At 63.5% G+C, this 17,301-nt stretch carries 18 protein-coding genes; 9 read left to right on the top strand and 9 right to left on the bottom strand.

All coding sequences use genetic code 11. The annotated features are described in order from the left end of the window. The first annotated feature begins 75 nt into the window (after positions 1–75). The 6 genes from B0G82_RS00875 to B0G82_RS00850 all read left to right on the top strand — a co-directional run bounded on the left by B0G82_RS00875 (position 76) and on the right by B0G82_RS00850 (position 5,656). The gene (locus B0G82_RS00875) at positions 76–759 is read left to right on the top strand and encodes a chorismate lyase (RefSeq protein WP_121306372.1); all 684 of its coding nucleotides are present in this window, start codon (positions 76–78) and stop codon (positions 757–759) included. Then, the gene (locus B0G82_RS00870; protein ID WP_121306371.1) at positions 759–1,232 is read left to right on the top strand and encodes a DNA-deoxyinosine glycosylase; all 474 of its coding nucleotides are present in this window, start codon (positions 759–761) and stop codon (positions 1,230–1,232) included. Before B0G82_RS00875 ends, B0G82_RS00870 begins: the two co-directional genes overlap by 1 nt. Next, positions 1,229–2,170 (top strand): spermidine synthase, encoded by a 942-nt coding sequence (locus B0G82_RS00865; RefSeq protein WP_121306370.1) that lies wholly within the window; start codon positions 1,229–1,231, stop codon positions 2,168–2,170. The genes B0G82_RS00870 and B0G82_RS00865 overlap by 4 nt, the downstream gene beginning before the upstream one ends. A 422-nt stretch (positions 2,171–2,592) precedes the next feature. After that, complete coding sequence (locus B0G82_RS00860) at positions 2,593–2,832, top strand: DUF3311 domain-containing protein (protein WP_106280205.1); 240 nt, start codon at positions 2,593–2,595, stop codon at positions 2,830–2,832. Beyond that, the gene (locus B0G82_RS00855; protein WP_121306369.1) at positions 2,832–4,382 is read left to right on the top strand and encodes a sodium:solute symporter family protein; all 1,551 of its coding nucleotides are present in this window, start codon (positions 2,832–2,834) and stop codon (positions 4,380–4,382) included. The genes B0G82_RS00860 and B0G82_RS00855 overlap by 1 nt, the downstream gene beginning before the upstream one ends. A gap of 149 nt (positions 4,383–4,531) precedes the next feature. Next, positions 4,532–5,656: an FUSC family protein gene (locus B0G82_RS00850; protein WP_199730043.1), complete on the top strand. Its 1,125-nt coding sequence runs from the start codon at positions 4,532–4,534 to the stop codon at positions 5,654–5,656. Between the two features lie 112 nt (positions 5,657–5,768). On the opposite strand, the gene B0G82_RS00845 is transcribed toward B0G82_RS00850, so the two are convergent. The 6 genes from B0G82_RS00845 to B0G82_RS00815 form a co-directional block, all read right to left on the bottom strand. Then, positions 5,769–6,182: a VOC family protein gene (locus B0G82_RS00845; protein WP_121306367.1), complete on the bottom strand. Its 414-nt coding sequence runs from the start codon at positions 6,180–6,182 to the stop codon at positions 5,769–5,771. Between the two features lie 292 nt (positions 6,183–6,474). Next, entirely contained in the window at positions 6,475–7,671 is a 1,197-nt protein-coding gene (locus tag B0G82_RS00835) for an IS4 family transposase (RefSeq protein ID WP_121306366.1), read from the bottom strand. A gap of 372 nt (positions 7,672–8,043) precedes the next feature. Continuing rightward, positions 8,044–8,997 carry a transaldolase gene (tal, locus tag B0G82_RS00830; RefSeq protein WP_116142513.1) on the bottom strand — a complete coding sequence of 318 codons (954 nt, stop codon included), beginning with the start codon at positions 8,995–8,997 and terminating at the stop codon, positions 8,044–8,046. 464 nt (positions 8,998–9,461) lie between these two features. After that, positions 9,462–10,682 carry a benzoate/H(+) symporter BenE family transporter gene (locus tag B0G82_RS00825; RefSeq protein WP_116142512.1) on the bottom strand — a complete coding sequence of 407 codons (1,221 nt, stop codon included), beginning with the start codon at positions 10,680–10,682 and terminating at the stop codon, positions 9,462–9,464. A 51-nt stretch (positions 10,683–10,733) separates the two neighbouring features. Beyond that, positions 10,734–11,909: a VWA domain-containing protein gene (locus B0G82_RS00820; protein ID WP_106280213.1), complete on the bottom strand. Its 1,176-nt coding sequence runs from the start codon at positions 11,907–11,909 to the stop codon at positions 10,734–10,736. A 130-nt stretch (positions 11,910–12,039) separates the two neighbouring features. Beyond that, positions 12,040–12,882, bottom strand: coding sequence for a MoxR family ATPase (locus B0G82_RS00815; protein WP_012432267.1), 843 nt, complete (start codon positions 12,880–12,882; stop codon positions 12,040–12,042). Positions 12,883–13,363: 481 nt separating this feature from the next. Here B0G82_RS00815 and B0G82_RS00810 point away from each other — a divergent pair, with 481 nt between their 5' ends. Both B0G82_RS00810 and B0G82_RS00805 read left to right on the top strand, forming a co-directional pair. Then, complete coding sequence (locus tag B0G82_RS00810) at positions 13,364–13,732, top strand: c-type cytochrome (protein ID WP_106280215.1); 369 nt, start codon at positions 13,364–13,366, stop codon at positions 13,730–13,732. Positions 13,733–13,791: 59 nt separating this feature from the next. Then, positions 13,792–14,175, top strand: a complete 384-nt coding sequence (locus tag B0G82_RS00805; protein WP_106280217.1) for a c-type cytochrome — start codon at positions 13,792–13,794, stop codon at positions 14,173–14,175. A gap of 117 nt (positions 14,176–14,292) precedes the next feature. Here the strand turns inward: B0G82_RS00805 and B0G82_RS00800 are convergent, their stop codons facing one another. The 3 genes from B0G82_RS00800 to rsxB form a co-directional block, all read right to left on the bottom strand. Next, positions 14,293–14,727, bottom strand: coding sequence for a DUF1841 family protein (locus B0G82_RS00800; RefSeq protein WP_012432270.1), 435 nt, complete (start codon positions 14,725–14,727; stop codon positions 14,293–14,295). A 152-nt stretch (positions 14,728–14,879) separates the two neighbouring features. Then, positions 14,880–15,524, bottom strand: a complete 645-nt coding sequence (gene nth / locus B0G82_RS00795; protein WP_121306365.1) for an endonuclease III — start codon at positions 15,522–15,524, stop codon at positions 14,880–14,882. Between the two features lie 19 nt (positions 15,525–15,543). Continuing rightward, positions 15,544–16,377 carry an electron transport complex subunit RsxB gene (gene rsxB / locus B0G82_RS00790; RefSeq protein WP_121308575.1) on the bottom strand — a complete coding sequence of 278 codons (834 nt, stop codon included), beginning with the start codon at positions 16,375–16,377 and terminating at the stop codon, positions 15,544–15,546. Between the two features lie 242 nt (positions 16,378–16,619). Between rsxB and B0G82_RS00785 the strand changes: the two genes are divergently transcribed. After that, positions 16,620–17,252 (top strand): TetR/AcrR family transcriptional regulator, encoded by a 633-nt coding sequence (locus tag B0G82_RS00785; protein WP_012432273.1) that lies wholly within the window; start codon positions 16,620–16,622, stop codon positions 17,250–17,252. Positions 17,253–17,301: the final 49 nt, after the last annotated feature.

Below are 17,301 nucleotides of genomic sequence, written 5' to 3'. Positions count from 1 at the left end.
TGGATGAAATCTGCTGAAGGGCAAGGCCTGGGTGTTGGCGAATGGTCCGACAGCCGCGCCGTATAATCCGACACCATGTCCATCCGTTTCGATGCCGCAGACGCCCACTGGCGCGTCGCGCCCCTTCCCGGCTTCAGCGCCGCCCAGAAAGACTGGCTGACCCGTGGCGGTTCACTGACTGCGCATCTGCGTGCGCTCGGTACCGTCGCGGTACGCGTCACGCACGAAGGCGTCGCGCTGCCGTGGGCCGACGAGCGTGCCGCGCTCGGCCTCGTGTCGCGTGCGCCGGTCTGGGTTCGGGAAGTCGCGCTGTCGGTCGACGGCATACCGTTTGTCGCCGCGCATAGCGTTGCGCCGCTCGCCGCCAGCGCCGGTGTTTGGCAGGCCATGCGGCGTCTGCGCACGCGGCCGCTGGCTGAGTTGCTGTATAGCGATAGCAGCGTGGCGCGTTCGTCGCTGGTGAGCCGCAGGTTGACCGCGCGGCATCCGCTTTATCGTCTGGCCGCGCGTGAAATTGAAGGGTTGCCGCCGCACGCGTTGGTCGCGCGCCGCTCGGTATTCGAGCGCCATGGCGCGCCGTTGATGGTCACCGAATGCATGTTGCCCGCGTTATGGACGCATCTGGCGACCTTGTCCGGCGCGAGCCGATCGGACGGGTGGCTCGCGCATCCGCGGGTGCGCGAACACGGCCGTCCGCTCGAGCACACCGCATCGCGCGCGCATCCCGCGATGCGCGCGTCCGACGAAGGGAGCCGCTGATGCTGCGCGGTTTTCCTCCGGTCGCCGCCGCGGATACGCATACGCTGATTCTCGGCAGTTTTCCCGGCGAGGCGTCGCTCGCCGCGACGCAGTACTACGCGCATCCTCGTAACCAGTTCTGGCGCCTGCTCGGTGCCGTGCTCGACGAGCCGCTCACCGAACTCACTTACGAGGAGCGTTTGCGCCGCCTGCTCGCGCACGGCATCGGCGTGTGGGACGTGCTCGCCGCCTGCACGCGCGAAGGCAGTCTCGACGCCGCGATCCGCAACGCCAGTCCGAATGATTTCGCTTCGTTGCGCGCGCACGCGCCGAAGCTCGCCAAAGTCTGCTTCAACGGCAAGACGGCGGGCCGCTTTGCGCCGGTGATCGCCGAGGCGGGCTATGCCACCCTCGTATTGCCTTCGTCGAGTCCGGCGAATGCTATGCTCTCGTTCGACCAGAAATTGCGTCTTTGGCGCGACATCCTTACATGACGAAATTGATCAGGCGCGCTTCGGCTGAAGCGCGTGCCTTCCGCAACCGCGACGCTGACGCCGCCGGTGGAAAACAGAAAACGCAGAAACCGCAGAAATCGCAGAACGCCGCGCGCAACAAAACGCGCGTTTCGCACGACGACGATCTGCACGACGCGCCGCAAATCGAAGCGCCGCGCAAACCGCGATTCGCGCCGGTGACGTTCTCCGAAGAGGGCGGCGTGCGCTTTCTGCATTTCGGCACGGAGTGGGTGCAAGGCGCGATGCGTCTGCGTAAGCCGGATCACATCGAACTCGAATACGCGCAGCAGATGATGGCCTGGCTGCTGTTTATCGAAACGCCCAAGCGCATCGTCCAGCTCGGTCTGGGCGCCGCGGCGCTGACCAAGTTCGCGCATCGCTTCCTGAAACGCGCGAAGGTCGAGGCGGTGGAGGTGAACCCGGCGGTCGTCGTGGCCGCGCGCACGATGTTCGAGCTGCCGCACGACGACGCCCGTCTGACCGTGCACGAAGCCGACGCATGGGATTTCGTCAACGACCGCGCCAACCACGGCACGATCGGCGCGTTGCAGATCGATGTCTACGACGCAACGGCGCGCGGTCCGGTGCTCGACAGCGTCGGCTTCTATCGCGCGGTGCGTGCGTGCCTGACCGACGCGGGCGTGGTGACGGTGAACCTGTTCGGCGATCACCCGAGCTTCGTGCGCAACATGAAGCGTCTGAACGAAGCCTTCGACGGCCGCGTGGTCGCGCTGCCGGAAGTGCACGACGGCAACCGCATCGCGATCGCGTTTTCGGGCCCGGCGCTCGAGGTGCCGTTCGCGGCGCTGCAGGCGCGCGCCAGGCTGATCGAAGCGGAACTCGGCCTGCCTGCGCGCAAATGGATCAAGGGCCTGCAGGAATCGACCGGGCAAAACGGCGCCGCGTTCTCGATCTGATTGCAACGACCCATGCGCTCGGGCCGCGCAAGCCGGTCCGATCCAAAGCAGTGCATGGGCCAAGTGTCGCAGCCGGTGCGCCGCGCGCCGTTGCGTCCACGCGACGTTCGCGGCCCTCATCCATCGCGCATTGAACGGCCGGTCCTCTTCCTCGCGATGCGGGCCGGCCTGTCAGACCCAAGCGGCACGGCTTGATGCGCCTCGCCGCAGCGCTTTCACTCCTCTTGCAGAAACACCTTCGCGCCGACCTCGAAAGCGCGATCGTGCTGGGGTCGCCCCTGCTTGACCGCGCTCTCGCCGCTCCTATACTCTTTCGAAGCTTTCGGGGCACCCGTGGGCATTCGCGGGGCCACCCCTCGCAGCGGGATCCACCACCCGTCAAACACGGGCCAACATTTCAATAATAGGGAAGAGGAGACGTCATGGCTCACGACGCCGACGCGAACAAAGCCAGCAAGCACTGGCTCTGGTTGCTGCTGTTGCCCTGGATCGCGATGATCTGGGTGCCGTCATATAACAAGGTCGAACCGGTGCTGTTCGACTTTCCGTTCTTCTACTGGTATCAGCTCCTGTGGGTGCTGATCAGCGCAATCATCACGGCGCTCGTGTACTTCAAGACCAAGACGCGCTCCAGCGGCCGTCCGCAGGGGGGCGCACGATAATGAACGCCATCGCAACTTTCGTCTTCGTTCTGTTTTTCATCGGCGTCACGATTCTCGGCTTTATCGCGGCCCACTGGCGGCGCGGCGATCTGGCGCATCTGGAAGAGTGGGGCCTCGGCGGCCGGCGCTTCGGCACCATCGTTACGTGGTTCCTGCTGGGCGGCGACCTGTACACCGCGTACACCTTCATCGCCGTGCCGGCGCTGGTGTTCGGTGCGGGCGCAACGGGTTTCTTCGCGCTGCCTTACACGATCCTGATCTATCCGTTCGCGTTCGTGGTGTTCCCGAAACTGTGGAGCATCGCCAAACGTCAGGGCTATGTGACGTCGGCGGACTTCGTGTCGGCGCGTTATGGCAGCCGCATGCTCGCTCTGGCGATCGCCGTGACCGGCATCGTCGCGACCATGCCGTATATCGCGTTGCAACTGGTCGGTATCGAAGTGGTGATCGGCGCGCTCGGTTTCGACACCAAGGGCTTTGTCGGCGATCTGCCGCTGATCATCGCGTTTGCGATCCTGGCGGCCTACACGTATACCTCGGGTCTACGCGCGCCGGCCATGATCGCGGTGGTCAAGGACGTGCTGATCTACATCACGATCTTCGCCGCGATCATCGTGATTCCGCCGCAACTGGGCGGCTTCGGTCATATCTTCAGCGTGGTGCCGCCGGCCAAGCTGCTGCTGAAGGCGCCGGACGTCTCGAGTCTGAACGGTTACAGCGCGTACGCGACGCTCGCGGTGGGTTCGGCGCTCGCGCTGTTCCTGTACCCGCACTCAATCACGGCGGTGCTGTCGTCGAAGTCGGGTAACACGATCCGCCGCAATATGGCGATGCTGCCGGCTTACTCGCTGGTGCTCGGCCTGCTCGCGCTGCTCGGCTTCATGGCGTTGGCTTCGGGCGTGAAGGACATGCCTGAGTTCGCGCCTTACTTCAAGGCGTTCGGTCCGAACTTCGCGGTGCCGGCGCTGTTCCTGCATTACTTCCCGTCGTGGTTCGTGGGCGTGGCGTTCGCGGCGATCGGCATCGGCGCGCTGGTGCCGGCGGCGATCATGTCGATTGCGGCGGCGAACCTGTACACGCGCAACATCCACAAGGAGTTCGTCAACCGCAACATGACGCATGAGCAGGAGACCAATGTCGCGAAGCTGGTCTCGCTGATCGTCAAGGTCGGCGCGGTGGCGTTCATTCTCGGCCTGCCGCTCACGTACGCGATCCAGTTGCAACTGCTCGGCGGTATCTGGATCATCCAGACGTTGCCGGCCATCGTGCTCGGTCTGTACACGCGCGTGCTCGACTATCGGGGCTTGCTGGCGGGCTGGGCGGTCGGTATCGCAACCGGCACGTGGATGGCGATTTCGCTGAAGCTGGCCGGCTCGATCTTCACGATCCACCTGTTCGGCATGGCGATTCCGGGCTACGCCGCGGTGTGGTCGCTGATCGTGAATCTGGTGGTGTCGGTGGTGGTGAGCCTGCTGGTGCGCGCGGTCGGCATGCAGCGCGCCGAAGACCGTACCCGTCCGGAAGACTATCTGGACGTGGTCGAAAGCTGATCGAGGCATGCTTCATGTCGTACCGCTCTACGCGGGCGGCAGCCTGAAAACAGCAACGCCCGCACACGAAAGTGTGCGGGCGTTTGTCTTGATGAGGCACTCCAGGGCAGGATAGCGGAACCCTCCTTCACCGTATCGAGCGCGCCGCCATGGCTTCTGCCGATTCCCACACTGTGATTCCACGCCGCTCGGCGCTCAGCCGGATGGTTCGCGCGGTTACGTCGCCTTACTACCGCTATCGCCACGCCAAGGTGCTGCACAGTCTGCGTGTCGGGCTGGCCATGCTGGTGTCGATTCTGGCGACCACCGGCATCGACATTCCGCACGGCATCTGGTCGTCGGTCACCTTGCTGGTGGTGATCGGCGGCTTGCAGCATCACGGCAACATCCGCAAGAAGGCGGCGGAGCGGGCGGCGGGCACGCTGCTCGGGGCGTCGATCGGGCTCGCGCTGATCGTGTTGCAGAACCTGACCGACTCGCCGCCGCTCACTTATGTGCTGATGTCGATCGTCGCGGGCATCTGCGCGTGGTTTGCGATCGGCTCGTCGGGCTATATCGGGCTGTTGACGGCGATCACCATGTGCATCGTCGCGGGTCACGGCGACAACCAGATCGACGTCGGCCTGTGGCGTACGGCGAATGTGCTGATCGGCATTGTGATTGCGCTGGCGTTTTCGTTTGCGCTGCCGCTGCATGCCACCTATTCGTGGCGCTATGGGCTCGCGACCAATCTGCGCGAATGCGCGCGAATCTACACGCGGCTGCTGGAGGGCGAGACCATCAACGAGGAAGAGCAGGTCAAGCGCTTTCTGGCGATCAACAAGCGGCTCGTGCAATTGCGTTCGCTGATGCCTTCGGTGGCGAAGGAAATCGAGGTGCCGCAGTCGAAGCTCGAAGAGATTCAGCGGCTGCACCGCTCGGTGCTCAGTTCGCTGGAGTTGCTCGCCACCGGTCCGCTGATGCACGCCGACGCCACGGCGCGCGCCGCGTACGCCGAGCAATGCGGCGCCGAGGTGCGCACCGTGCGCGCGATTCTGCTGGGGATGGCGCGCGGCCTGCGTTTTGGCCGGGCGACGCACTTCGGCATTCCGTCCGCGTCGGCGCTCGCGCAGACGCACGGCGACGCGGCGCTGAGGCTGCCGCCCGAATTTCAGGGGCCGTACTGGCTTGGACAACGGCTTGCCGAACAGGTGGACCGCCTGCGCGAGCGGTTGCTGGAAACCGAGCCGAACTGGAACATCGAACGCCGTGCGCGGCCATTACTGAAGGTTTGAGCCGGTCGGCGCCCAATCCCAGGGGCGCCGTGGTCGCCTGACCGAACCGAGCGCGGCAACCGCAGCAATCACTGCCAGCGCACGCGCTCATTGTCGTGTACAGCGCCGTGGCTCAACCTTCTGGCACTGTCACCATCCACATGAGACCGAAGCGGTCGACCACCATGCCGAAGCCTTTGCTCCAGAAGGTAGGCTGAAACGGGAGCGTTACCTGACCGCCGTCGGCGAGCGCGTTGAAGAACTGTTCGGCGGACTTGGCGTCGTCGGCGGTTAGCGAGAGGCTGAAGCCGTTCATGGTGGCGGCGGGATCGCAATGACCGTCGGAGGCCATCCAGTCGGTCGAGCCCATGCGCACATTGGCGTGCATGATCTTTTCTTCGAGACCTGGGCGCGGCTGGTTTTGCGGATCGGGCGGCGCGTCCTTGTAGCGCATCTTGAGGGTCACCTGAGCGCCGAGCTTCGCGCAATAGTAGTCGAGCGCTTCCTCGCACCGTCCATTAAAAAATACGTAAGGCTGAACTACCATGATCGTCTCCCAAGGGTAAGCGACTATCTCCCGACAAAGAACAACGGAAGGGCCAATGGATATATGAAGTACCGCGACGGCGCGCGCAGCGCCGCCGGAAGAATGAGCGCCTTGTCACTGACGCGGAGTGTGCGAGGACACAGATTCCAGATGCGCCACTACCGCAACTGCGCGAGGGGCCCACTTATGAGCTGGCGGTGTGAAGCGGCTTTCTTTGCCTACTTTCTTTGCCGCGGCAAAGAAAGTAGGTGCCGCCCCGCACAGCAATGCTCTCAACTTAAGCTCCGCTGCATCAAGCAAGTTTGTACGCGAGATGGAAGTGGGGCTTGGCTTTTCGGGGTGGTCTTGGATAGGAGCGTGACGGCTGTATCCGGCATCGGGTCTGGCGGATCAGTTCCAGCACACCGGCGAGGCCGTCCAGGCAGCGCTGGATGCGCAGAAGACACGCGCCGAGGATGGGCTTGAGTGCGCCCAGTGCATACACCCGGTTAGGACGGCTGGCATGTCTGTCGTCGTGCGGCGCATCGAGATCGCTGAGCAGGGTGAACAGGTTGTCGGCGAGGATTTTTGCGCCGAAGTCCTGCTGTAACGCCAGGTAATCGAGGCCTGTGACGGCTTCCAGCCGCAGCCGGTGCTTGAGTCGTTTGAACGCTTCCTCGACCCGCCAGCGCTGATGATAGAGCGCGCCGAACGATGCCGCCGGATAACGCCCGCCATCGAGCAGCGAGGTCATCAGCACCCGCACGCGACCGCCCGGCGTGACGTCGCGGATCAGGCGCACAGTGGTGGGCGTACGCGCCAGTTCATAGTCGCGGGCATCCAGTTCGCTGGGCGCGTCCAGTGTCACCACACGCTCGGCTTTACCGCTGCGGGCAAAGGCGCTGACGCATTTCCAGTTACGCGCATCGACGCGCATGCAGAACGGGATTTCGCGCTGTGCGAGTGCGGCCACCATCGCGTTGCCGATATAGCCGCGATCGAGCAGCAGCAGGTCGGTATGCGGTTGCAGCACATCGAGGGCTTCGAACAGCATCTGCCGCTCGCCGCCGTCGGCGGGATGAAGTGCAGCGTGCAGGGTCAGTTCGGAACCCGGCAGGAATAGCGCAAACGCGTAGTGATCGGCGCGCAGTTCATGGCCGCGACGCGTGCCCACACGCAGGCGGCTGCCATCAGCGGCGACCAGCCTCAGGCCGTGCCAGCGCATCGAATCGATATGGGGTTGGGCCAGCGAGATCAGGCGGGCGCGGGCCAGCTCGAACAGTTCGGCAGACACGCCCCGTCGCGCCTTGCTGAAGGCCTGTGCGCTGACAGCGCGGGTGCGCCCGCCGCGGCTTCCCAGTGCGCCGAATAGCGCGTCAAGTTCGGCCTGCACACTGGCGCACATGCCCGACATCATCAGCGCGGCCATGCGCGGCAAGGTCAGTGTGCGATTGCGGGTAAAGGCGGTGGGAGAACGACGCACGCGATCGGCGAGCGCCGGATCGAACAGGAATTCGGAGAACTCAGCCAGAAGCCTTGAGGACGCTGGTATTTGAGTTCATATCGTTGATTTATCAGTGAGTTATGCGATGAAGTTTACAGGGCTAACGCCCTGTATACAAGCCCTTCGAGGCTTAAGTTGAGAGCATTGCCCCGCACAGGGGCGACGCTAATAGACCACCATAAAGCGCCCATGCAGAGGATTTTAGACGCCGACGAACGCCCAATTGTGACTAAATGTCGTAACCCCAGCGGCGCCCCCACCGCGCATCAAATGCAACAGCAAACCGACGCCGCAGGCGAGTAAACGACACACGGCCCTGAACCGTAAAGTCCAGGGCCGCGTACACGCAGCGCCGACAAAAAGCAGCGCAACCGAACCTTACCGCAATGCTTCGATCAACTTCTCCAACTTAACCGCATCAGCGGCAAACGCCCGAATCCCTTCCGCGAGCTTCTCAGTCGCCATAGCCTCATCATTGACGAGAAACCGGAACGACGCTTCATCAACCGGCACGCGTTCAATATCCGCATCTTTAGCGCTATCCGGCGACAGCTTCCGCTCCACCTTCTCCGTGCTCTCCTGCAGCTTCTGCAGCAAATCCGGACTGATAGTCAGCAGATCGCACCCAGCCAGTTCGAGAATCTGCCCCGGCGTGCGAAAACTCGCGCCCATCACCTCGGTCTTGTAGCCGAACTTCTTGTAGTACGCGTAAATGCGGCGCACCGATTTGACGCCGGGGTCATTGGCGCCGCCGTCTTTCGCTTCGTCCCACGCGCTGCCGGCGTTCTTCTTGTACCAGTCGTAAATCCGCCCGACGAACGGCGAGATCAACTGCGCGCCAGCCTCAGCACAGGCCGCCGCCTGAGCGAGCGAGAACAGCAGCGTCATGTTGCAGTGAATGCCTTCCTTCTGCAGCACTTCCGCCGCGCGGACACCTTCCCACGTGGAAGCCAGCTTGATCAGCACGCGTTCGCGGCCGATACCGTGCTCCTTGTACAGCGAGATCAGTTCGCGGCCCTTGGCGATCGACGCTTCGGTGTCGAACGAGAGGCGCGCGTCCACTTCCGTCGACACGCGGCCCGGAATGATCTTGAGAATTTCGGTGCCGAAGGCGATCAGCAACTGGTCGATGATCGCGCCGACCGGCTTCGACGCGTGAGCCTTCACGGTCTTTTCGAGCAGCGGCTTATAGTCGTCTTTCTGCACCGCTTTCAGAATCAGCGACGGATTGGTGGTCGCGTCCTGCGGCTTGTACTGGGCAAGCTGCTGGAAGTCGCCGGTATCGGCCACGACGGTGGTGTATTGCTTGAGTTGATCGAGTGCGGTTGTCATGTTCGAGCCTTCAAGGCGCGTGCGCGCCGTGGTTCAGGAGAAATGAGGTTGCCACCGGTCTGAAACGCAAACCAGTTCCGGCGGCCGCGGGTCACGCTGCAGCGCCGCCCGTCATCGTGCCGTGGAATTTTGACGGAAAGCACTGCCGGATGCTTCTATTCTATGGCGGATCGGCTAATGCAGTGTTGACACTTGCCCATGGCGATCCGTTCACATCGATTTCACGCGGCATTTTCCGCCCATCGATCCAGCGCTGACCGATTCTGCCGAGCGGATTTTACCGACTGATTATTGCCAACCGATTTTGCCGGCGACAGGCGACAGGCAACAGGCGGCTGGACGTCGAGCCGTCGCCTCGCGCAGCGGACGCATCAAGCGCGCAGGGCGTTCAACACCCGCTCCGCGGCAGCGCGGCTGTCGCCCGCCGCCAGATCACCAGGCCGCCGCCTCGCGCCGCAGGCGCATCAAGCGCGCCGCGCATTCAACACGACTTGCGTCAGCACACCCGCCACCAGGCCCCAGAAAGCCGAACCGATGGACAGCAAAGTCAGCCCCGACGCCGTCACCATGAACGTGACCAGCGCCGCCTCGCGCTGCTTCAGGTCCTGCATCGCGTTGGCGAGCCCGCTCATGATCGAGCCGAACAACGCCAGCGCCGCGACGGACACCACCAGCGCCTTTGGCAAGGCCGCGAACAGCGCGGCGATGGTCGCACCGAAAACCCCGGCGATCAGGTAGAAGATGCCGCACCACACCGCCGCCATATAGCGCTTGTTGCGGTTTTCGTGCGCTTCGGGGCCGGTGCAGATCGCCGCGGTGATCGCCGCAAGATTGATGCCGTGCGAACCGAACGGCGCGAGCAGCAACGAGGCGATGCCGGTGGTCGAAATCAGCGGCGCCGAGGGCGTGGTGTAGCCGTCCGCGCGCAGCACGGCGATGCCCGGCACGTTCTGCGATGCCATCGCCACGACGAACAGCGGAATTCCGATGCTGACGCCTGCCGCTACCGAAAACGCCGGCATCGTGAACACCGGATGCGCCAGCGCGACGTGAAAGCGGCTGAAGTCGAGCAGCCCGAGCCCGCCGGCAGCCGCGGTGCCGACGATCAGCGTCGTGACGATCGCGTAGCGCGGCGCGAGCCGTTTGACGATCAGATAGGTGAAAAACATCGTCAGCACGAGCGCGGTCTGGAATTGCGCGGCGCGGAAAATCTCGATGCCGATCTCGAACAGGATGCCCGCCAGCAAAGCCGAGGCGATGCCCGCCGGAATCTTCTTCATCAGCGTGTCGAACCAGCCGGTCAGGCCGACCAACGTGAGCAGCAGCGCGCAAACGATAAACGCGCCGATCGCTTCCGCATACGCCACATGCGGCAGCGAGGACACCAGCAGCGCCGCGCCGGGCGTCGACCAGGCGATCACGATCGGTGCGCGAAAGCGCAGCGACAGGCCGATCGTGCAGACGGCCATGCCGATCGACAAGGCCCAGATCCACGACGAAATCTGCGCGTCGGATAGATGCGCGGCCTGGCCGGCCTGGAACATCAGCACGAGCGAACTGGTGTAGCCGGTCATCATCGCGACAAAACCGGCGACGATGGCGGACAGCGACGTGTCGGCGAAAGGATTGAGGCGCCCGGGCGGCGCGGCGGCGGGGGACAAATGGGGCGTGCTAGACGGACTCATGCAGATGCTTTCTTATCGAAGATGGTAAGGCGAAGATAGAACGCGACCCGGCTATTTGCTCAGCATGCGCATGGCGGCCTCGAGGCCGGCGAGCGTGAGCGGGTACATGCGATGGCCGAGCACTTCGCGGATCGCGCTGACCGACTGCCGGTACGCCCACAAGCCTTCCGGTTCGGGATTGAGCCACGCGTGATGCGGGAAATGATCGGCGAGCCGGCGCAGCCAGACCGCGCCGGCTTCGGCGTTGTTGTACTCCACCGAGCCGCCCGGCTGCAGCACTTCGTACGGGCTCATGGTCGCGTCGCCGACGAAGATCAGCTTGTAGTCCGAGGTGAATTTGTGCAGCACGTCCCACGTCGGCATGCGCTCGGCGTGACGGCGGCGGTTGTTTTTCCACAGAAAGTCGTACACGCAGTTGTGGAAATAGTAGAACTCCAGGTGCTTGAACTCGGCTTTGGCGGCGGAGAACAGCTCCTCGGTGCGCTTGATGTGATCGTCCATCGAGCCGCCCACGTCCAGCAGCATCAGTACTTTCACCTTGTTGTGCCGCTCGGGCACCATCTTCAGATCGAGCCAGCCGGCGTTCGCGGCCGTGCTGCGGATCGTGTCGGGCAGATCGAGCTCTTCGGCGGCGCCTTCGCGAGCGAAGCGGCGCAGGCGGCGCAGCGCGATCTTGATGTTGCGCGTGCCGATTTCGACCTGGTCGTCGTAATCGCGATAGGCGCGCGCTTCCCAGACCTTGACGGCGGTGCGGTTGCCCGCCGCGTCGCCGCCGATGCGCACGCCCTCCGGGTTGTAGCCGCCATTGCCGAACGGCGACGTGCCGCCCGTGCCGATCCACTTGCTGCCGCCTTCGTGGCGCTCCTTCTGCTCGTCGAACAGTTCCTTCAGGCGCTCCATGAGCTTGTCGAGGCCACCCATCGCCTCGATCTGCGCTTTTTCTTCCGGCGACAGGTCGCGTTGCAGCTTCTTTTTCAGCCAGTCGAGCGGGATGTCGAAGGCGAGTTCCGAAGCTTGCGCGACGCCTTTGAAATACGCGCCGAACGCCTGGTCGAACTTGTCGAAGTACTGCTCGTCCTTGACCAGCGTGATGCGCGCGAGATAGTAGAACTCGTCGAGCGACGGCGCGATCACGTTGGCCTTGAGCGCCTCGAGCAGCGTCAGGTATTCCTTCACCGACACCGGCAGTTTGGCGGCGCGCAGCGAGTAGAAGAAGTCGATCAGCATGCTGGGTCCTCTGCGGCGGCGGGTGGTCGGGGCGGCGCGCTTTTCAGTGGCGGCCTCGCGACCATCCGGCTCCTGGTCACGATCTATACGCGCTCATTGAACGTTCAGTGAGCGCTCAATCAGCGCTCGATCAACGGTTATTGCGGTTCATGAAGATCAGCCGCTCGAACAGGCTCACGTCCTGCTCGTTTTTCAGCAGCGCGCCATGCAGCGGCGGAATGATCTGCTTCTGGTCGGACGAGCGCAGCGCTTCCGGCGGAATGTCTTCGGCGAGCAGCAGCTTGAGCCAGTCGAGCAGTTCCGAGGTGGACGGCTTCTTCTTCAATCCGGCGACGTTGCGCAATTCGAAAAAGCTCTGCATGGCGGCCGCGAGCAGTTCCTTCTTGATGCCGGGGTAGTGCACCTCGACGATCTGCTGCATGGTGACCGGATCGGGGAACTTGATGTAGTGGAAGAAGCAGCGGCGGAGGAACGCGTCCGGCAGTTCCTTCTCGTTGTTCGACGTGATGATCACGAGCGGGCGCTGTTTCGCGCGGATCAGCTCGTGCGTTTCGTACACGTAGAACTCCATGCGGTCGAGTTCACGCAGCAAATCGTTCGGAAATTCGATGTCGGCCTTGTCGATCTCGTCGATCAGCAGCACGGTTTGCTCGTCCGACTCGAACGCCTGCCACAGCACGCCCTTGACGATGTAGTTGCGGATGTCCTTGACGCGCTCGTCGCCGAGTTGCGAATCGCGCAGGCGCGACACCGCGTCGTATTCGTACAGACCTTGCTGCGCCTTGGTGGTGGACTTGATGTGCCATTGCAGCAGCGGCATGCCGAGCGCGGCGGCGACTTCTTCGGCGAGCATGGTTTTGCCCGTGCCGGGCTCGCCCTTGATCAGCAGCGGGCGCTTGAGCGTCATCGCGGCGTTGACCGCGAGCTTGAGGTCGTCGGTGGCGACGTACTGCGATGAGCCTTCGAAACGCATGGCGAGCTGCTCTTTTTTGGGAAAAAACCCAGTATAAGTCAGAAGGCCTGTTGGCCTGAAACCGCCTCGCGTAAGGTGTCTTCCGCGGTGCCGTGGCGTAAAAGAGTGCGCACGCGGCGTCCGCGAGCAGGCCGAATGCTCGCCCGGCGCGCCCGGTGGGCGGGCGAGCCGGGCGAGAGCGGGCTGGGCGGGGCGTCGGTTGCCGTGCTGGCCGCGGTATCGAACGGGTGCGCACCAGCGTGAGCAGCCCATATGCGACGGTGGCCGCCATGCCCCGCGGATCGGCTGCGGCGAAGCAAAGCGGCGCTAGCCGTGGCTTTGCGGCGGCTGGACGCGCCGCCGCCCCGCGCGGTGGACGTTCGGCGCGGCGTCGCGGTACAATTAGCCCGATTTTTTTGGCCTGCGTGGCTACCCTATAAGAATAACGGCGCGGGCCGTTGCCTTCTGGTCGCCCGTTTCCCCTCAAGCCAGGTTACATGCTATGAACAAATTCGTTGGCAAAAACGTCGTGATCGCAGCGCTGTCGGTGCTCGCGGGCTATACGGCCAGTGCGCAGGCAGCGGATGTCGTCGGCAACGCGAAGGCGGGCCAGGGCAAGGTCGCGATGTGTATTGGCTGCCACGGCATCCCTGAATACCGCACGGCTTACCCTGAGGTCTACCGCGTGCCAATGCTCGGCGGGCAGAACCAGGCGTACCTCGAGAACGCCCTGCATGGCTACAAGAAGGGCGACCGCCATTTCGAAACCATGCGCGCCATTACCGCGTCGCTGTCGGATCAGGACATCGCCGACATCGCGGCCTACTACGCAGCGCAAAATTCCTCTTCGAAGAGCAATCCCGACAAGTGACCGGCTGCGGCTCGTCCATCCAGTCACTCGGCTAATAAATTCGCGGGATAGGAGAATTCATGAATAAGCCCCAACAGGCACTCCACACGGTGTTCAAGGCTGCATGCGCGTCGGCGGCAGTGATCGGTCTGGTTGCAGCGAACCTCGCGCACGCGGCCGACGCAGGCAACGGCAAGGTGCTGTCCGACAGCCACAACTGCGCGGCGTGCCACGGCGTGAACCTGAACAAGCCGGTGAGCCCGGAATATCCGAAGCTCGCGGGTCAGCATTCCGACTATGTGTACTTTGCGCTGCGTCAGTATCAGATGGGCAACGGCAACCCGCATTTCGGTCGCAACAACCCGATCATGCAGGCGCAAGTGCAAAGCCTGTCGCAAAGCGATATGAAAGACATCGCGGCTTATGTCGAATCGCTGAACGGCGATCTGGTGCAGAAGAAGTAAACGCGTCGCACCATCTTCGCGCTGCTTTCGAATTGAACGACACCCCGCTTCGGCGGGGTGTTGTGCTTTTGGAGCCGCGGTCTTTGCCCGCTCGCCCTTGTACGCGCGACGCCGGCCTCAATCGCGCGTGGCGCGCCGCTCGATGCGCTGCAGATACGCGTCCGTGTCCGGCGGCGTGCCGGTGCGCTGTGCTTCCCAGATGGTTTCGCCGAGGCAGTCCATGATCGCGTGCTGCGCTTCGTGGGTCGAGCCGAGGCGTGCGGCAAGCCGTTCATGCGCCGCGCGAATGCCGGGCGGCTGGTCGATCGAGAGCTGTTCGGTGATCGCCAGATGCATCGACAGATGCAGAAACGGGTTGGTCTGGCCGCGTTCGGGCGAGTAGTCCTGCGCCTGGGCGGCGTCGCCGTCGGTCAGGTCGGCATGGTATTCGGGGTGTTCGACGATCCAGTCGGCGGCGATGGCCTCCAGCGGCGTCAGAATTTCGCCTTTGCGCTGCTTGCGCCAGGTGTCGGTGAAGAAAAGACGGACTTCGTCGCGGCTGGGATTGAACATCGTGAGACCGGTGCGTTGAGTGGGCGTGGGACGTGAGCCTGTGAAGCGTCAACTCGTGAAGCGGACGAGCCGACGAGGCAGGGCGTCATTTTACGCCGGGGCGGCGCGGGCTGCTGGCGGCGCTCCGGCGCTGAGCGAGGCGCCGGTTGCGCCTACAGATCCGGCGGGGGCGTTTTCGGCCGGAACTCGCACAGCGGCTCGATCACGCAATGCCAGCATTCAGGCCGGCGCGCCTTGCACACATAGCGGCCGTGCAGGATCAGCCAGTGGTGCGCGTCCTGCTTGAACTCGGCGGGCGTGAATTTCTCCAGCGCCACTTCGACCGCGCGAACGTCCTTGCCGGGCGCGAGGCCGGTTCGATTCGCAACCCGAAAGATGTGCGTGTCGACCGCAATGGTCGGATGACCGAACGCCGTGTTCAGAATCACATTGGCCGTTTTCCGGCCGACGCCCGGCAGACTTTCGAGCGCTTCGCGATCCTCGGGCACTTCGCCGCCGTACTGGTCGAGCAAAATGCGGCACGTCGCGATGACGTTCTTCGCCTTGGTGCGATAGAGGCCGATAGTCTTGAGGTAGCCGGTCACGCCTTCCTCGCCCAGATCGAAAACCTTCTGCGGCGTGTTCGCGACCGGGAACATCTTGCGCATGGCCTTGTTGACCGACACGTCGGTGGCCTGTGCGGACAGCAACACGGCGATCAGCAGTTCGAACGGAGTGGTGTACTCGAGTTCGGTTGTCGGATGAGGATTGAGACTCTGAAGCGTCTCGTAGATGGCGCGGCGTTTGTTCGCGTTCATGCTGGGCGTGACGGTGCGGTTAGCGCTTGTCGGACGGCGTGCCGGTGTCGTCCGCGGCGAGGCCGAGACGGCGGCGGCGCGCTTCGGCGGCGTCGATCTGCGCCTGCACATCCGCGCTCACGCGCTCGGTGTTGAGCGGGCCCTGGCCTTTGGCGGCCAGTTCCTCTTTCTTCTTGCGAGCACGTTCGAGCGCGGCCTGGATGATCGCGCGTTTCTTTGCATCGGCGTCGTCCGCGGCGGGTGCAACCGATGGCGTCGCCTCGCTGGACGCAGTTGTTTCGGTAACCTGAGCAGTGGGAGTGCTGCCTGCTCGCCGCGCTGCAGCACGTGCTTCGGCGGCCTCGCGCTCGCGTGCGAGACGCGCTTCGCGCCGGTCGTGGCGCGCGCGCGCGGCGTCGGCCTGTGCCTGGCTCCATGCATTCCAACCGGTCGCTTCACCCGTGACCGGCGGCAAGGCGATGCAGTCGACGGGGCAGGGCGGCACGCACAGGTCGCAACCAGTGCAGAGTTCGACGATCACCGTATGCATCTGTTTCGGTGCGCCAACTATTGCATCGACTGGACAGGCCTGCATGCACAACGTGCAACCGATGCAAACTTGCTCGTCGATAACCGCCAACGGGCGCGGCCTTTCGACGCCATTGGCGGAATTGAGCGGAATCACCGGCTTGCCGAGCAACGCGGCAAGCCGCACGATGCCTTCGGCGCCGCCCGGCGGGCACTGGTTGTAATTGGCCTCGCCGCTTGCAACGGCTTCGGCATAGGGACGGCATGCGGGGTAACCGCACTTGGTGCATTGCGTCTGGGGGAGCAGATCTTCGATGCGGTCTGCGAGGGTTCTGGTATCTGTCACGGTCACGGCGTGGGGCTCTGACTGGTGCTTTGGCTTGCGGCCGCACAGCTTGAACTAAATAGCACATTATCGCCGATTTCCCCAATTGCCATCCGCAATCCATGTGCCATAATCGAAGCGCTTTTTCGAAAGACCGCAGAAGGGTATTCCCCCAACCAGCCCGTTCAGTGCTGTCGGTGCAAGGCCCGAGGAGAGGCCGGCGGCGCGATCCGGATAACGCGGCTCACGAAGACGATGCCACCATGAATCAGCCGAAAATCAAAAGAGATCCTGAAGGCACACGGCGCCGCATTCTGCTCGCGGCGGCCGAAGAGTTTGCAAATGGTGGGCTATTCGGCGCGCGCGTCGATCAGATCGCTCGCCGCGCGGAAACGAATGAGCGCATGCTCTATTACTACTTCGGTAGCAAGGAGCAACTGTTTACCGCGGTACTCGAGCACGCGTTCAGCGCGCTCAACGAAGCGGAGCGCACGCTCGAACTCAATGGCATTGCCCCGGTCGAGGCCATCACGCGTCTCGCGCATTTTGTTTGGGATTACTACCGCGATCATCCCGAGTTGCTGCGTCTCATCAATAACGAGAATCTGCACGAAGCACGCTATATGCAGAAGTCCACGCGCATCCGCGAAATGATCTCGCCGATCGTCGCCACGCTCGGCGGCATTCTCGAACGCGGTCAACGCGCGGGGCTGTTTCGCACCAATGTCGATCCGCTGCGCTTCTATGTCACGCTGTCCGGCATGGGCTATTACATCGTGTCGAACCGCTTCACGCTCGAAGCCACGCTCGGCCGCGACTTCAGCAGTGCGAGCGAGCGCAGTGAAGTGATTCAGATGAACACCGAGTTGCTGCTCGCCTATCTGTTGCGGAAGTAACGTCGCGCCGCGCCCCGAGGCTTCGGGATCCTCAGAAACGACAACGGCC

It is taken from the genome of Paraburkholderia sp. BL17N1 (genome assembly GCF_003634175.1).
Lineage (GTDB): Bacteria > Pseudomonadota > Gammaproteobacteria > Burkholderiales > Burkholderiaceae > Paraburkholderia.
The sequence above is the reverse complement of the archived record's forward strand: the minus strand, read 5'-3'. Positions and strand labels throughout refer to the sequence as shown.

Coding starts and splice junctions, on each gene's coding strand:
- B0G82_RS00865 (WP_121306370.1), top strand. CDS start 1,229: ATGACGAAATTGATCAGGCGCGCTTCGGCTGAAGCGCGTGCCTTCCGC.
- B0G82_RS00815 (WP_012432267.1), bottom strand. CDS start 12,882: ATGCGTTTCGAAGGCTCATCGCAGTACGTCGCCACCGACGACCTCAAG.
- tal (WP_116142513.1), bottom strand. CDS start 8,997: ATGACAACCGCACTCGATCAACTCAAGCAATACACCACCGTCGTGGCC.
- B0G82_RS00805 (WP_106280217.1), top strand. CDS start 13,792: ATGAATAAGCCCCAACAGGCACTCCACACGGTGTTCAAGGCTGCATGC.
- B0G82_RS00870 (WP_121306371.1), top strand. CDS start 759: ATGCTGCGCGGTTTTCCTCCGGTCGCCGCCGCGGATACGCATACGCTG.
- nth (WP_121306365.1), bottom strand. CDS start 15,524: ATGAACGCGAACAAACGCCGCGCCATCTACGAGACGCTTCAGAGTCTC.
- B0G82_RS00825 (WP_116142512.1), bottom strand. CDS start 10,682: ATGAGTCCGTCTAGCACGCCCCATTTGTCCCCCGCCGCCGCGCCGCCC.
- B0G82_RS00845 (WP_121306367.1), bottom strand. CDS start 6,182: ATGGTAGTTCAGCCTTACGTATTTTTTAATGGACGGTGCGAGGAAGCG.
- B0G82_RS00875 (WP_121306372.1), top strand. CDS start 76: ATGTCCATCCGTTTCGATGCCGCAGACGCCCACTGGCGCGTCGCGCCC.
- B0G82_RS00810 (WP_106280215.1), top strand. CDS start 13,364: ATGAACAAATTCGTTGGCAAAAACGTCGTGATCGCAGCGCTGTCGGTG.
- B0G82_RS00820 (WP_106280213.1), bottom strand. CDS start 11,909: ATGCTGATCGACTTCTTCTACTCGCTGCGCGCCGCCAAACTGCCGGTG.
- B0G82_RS00850 (WP_199730043.1), top strand. CDS start 4,532: ATGGCTTCTGCCGATTCCCACACTGTGATTCCACGCCGCTCGGCGCTC.
- B0G82_RS00855 (WP_121306369.1), top strand. CDS start 2,832: ATGAACGCCATCGCAACTTTCGTCTTCGTTCTGTTTTTCATCGGCGTC.
- B0G82_RS00800 (WP_012432270.1), bottom strand. CDS start 14,727: ATGTTCAATCCCAGCCGCGACGAAGTCCGTCTTTTCTTCACCGACACC.
- B0G82_RS00860 (WP_106280205.1), top strand. CDS start 2,593: ATGGCTCACGACGCCGACGCGAACAAAGCCAGCAAGCACTGGCTCTGG.
- B0G82_RS00785 (WP_012432273.1), top strand. CDS start 16,620: ATGAATCAGCCGAAAATCAAAAGAGATCCTGAAGGCACACGGCGCCGC.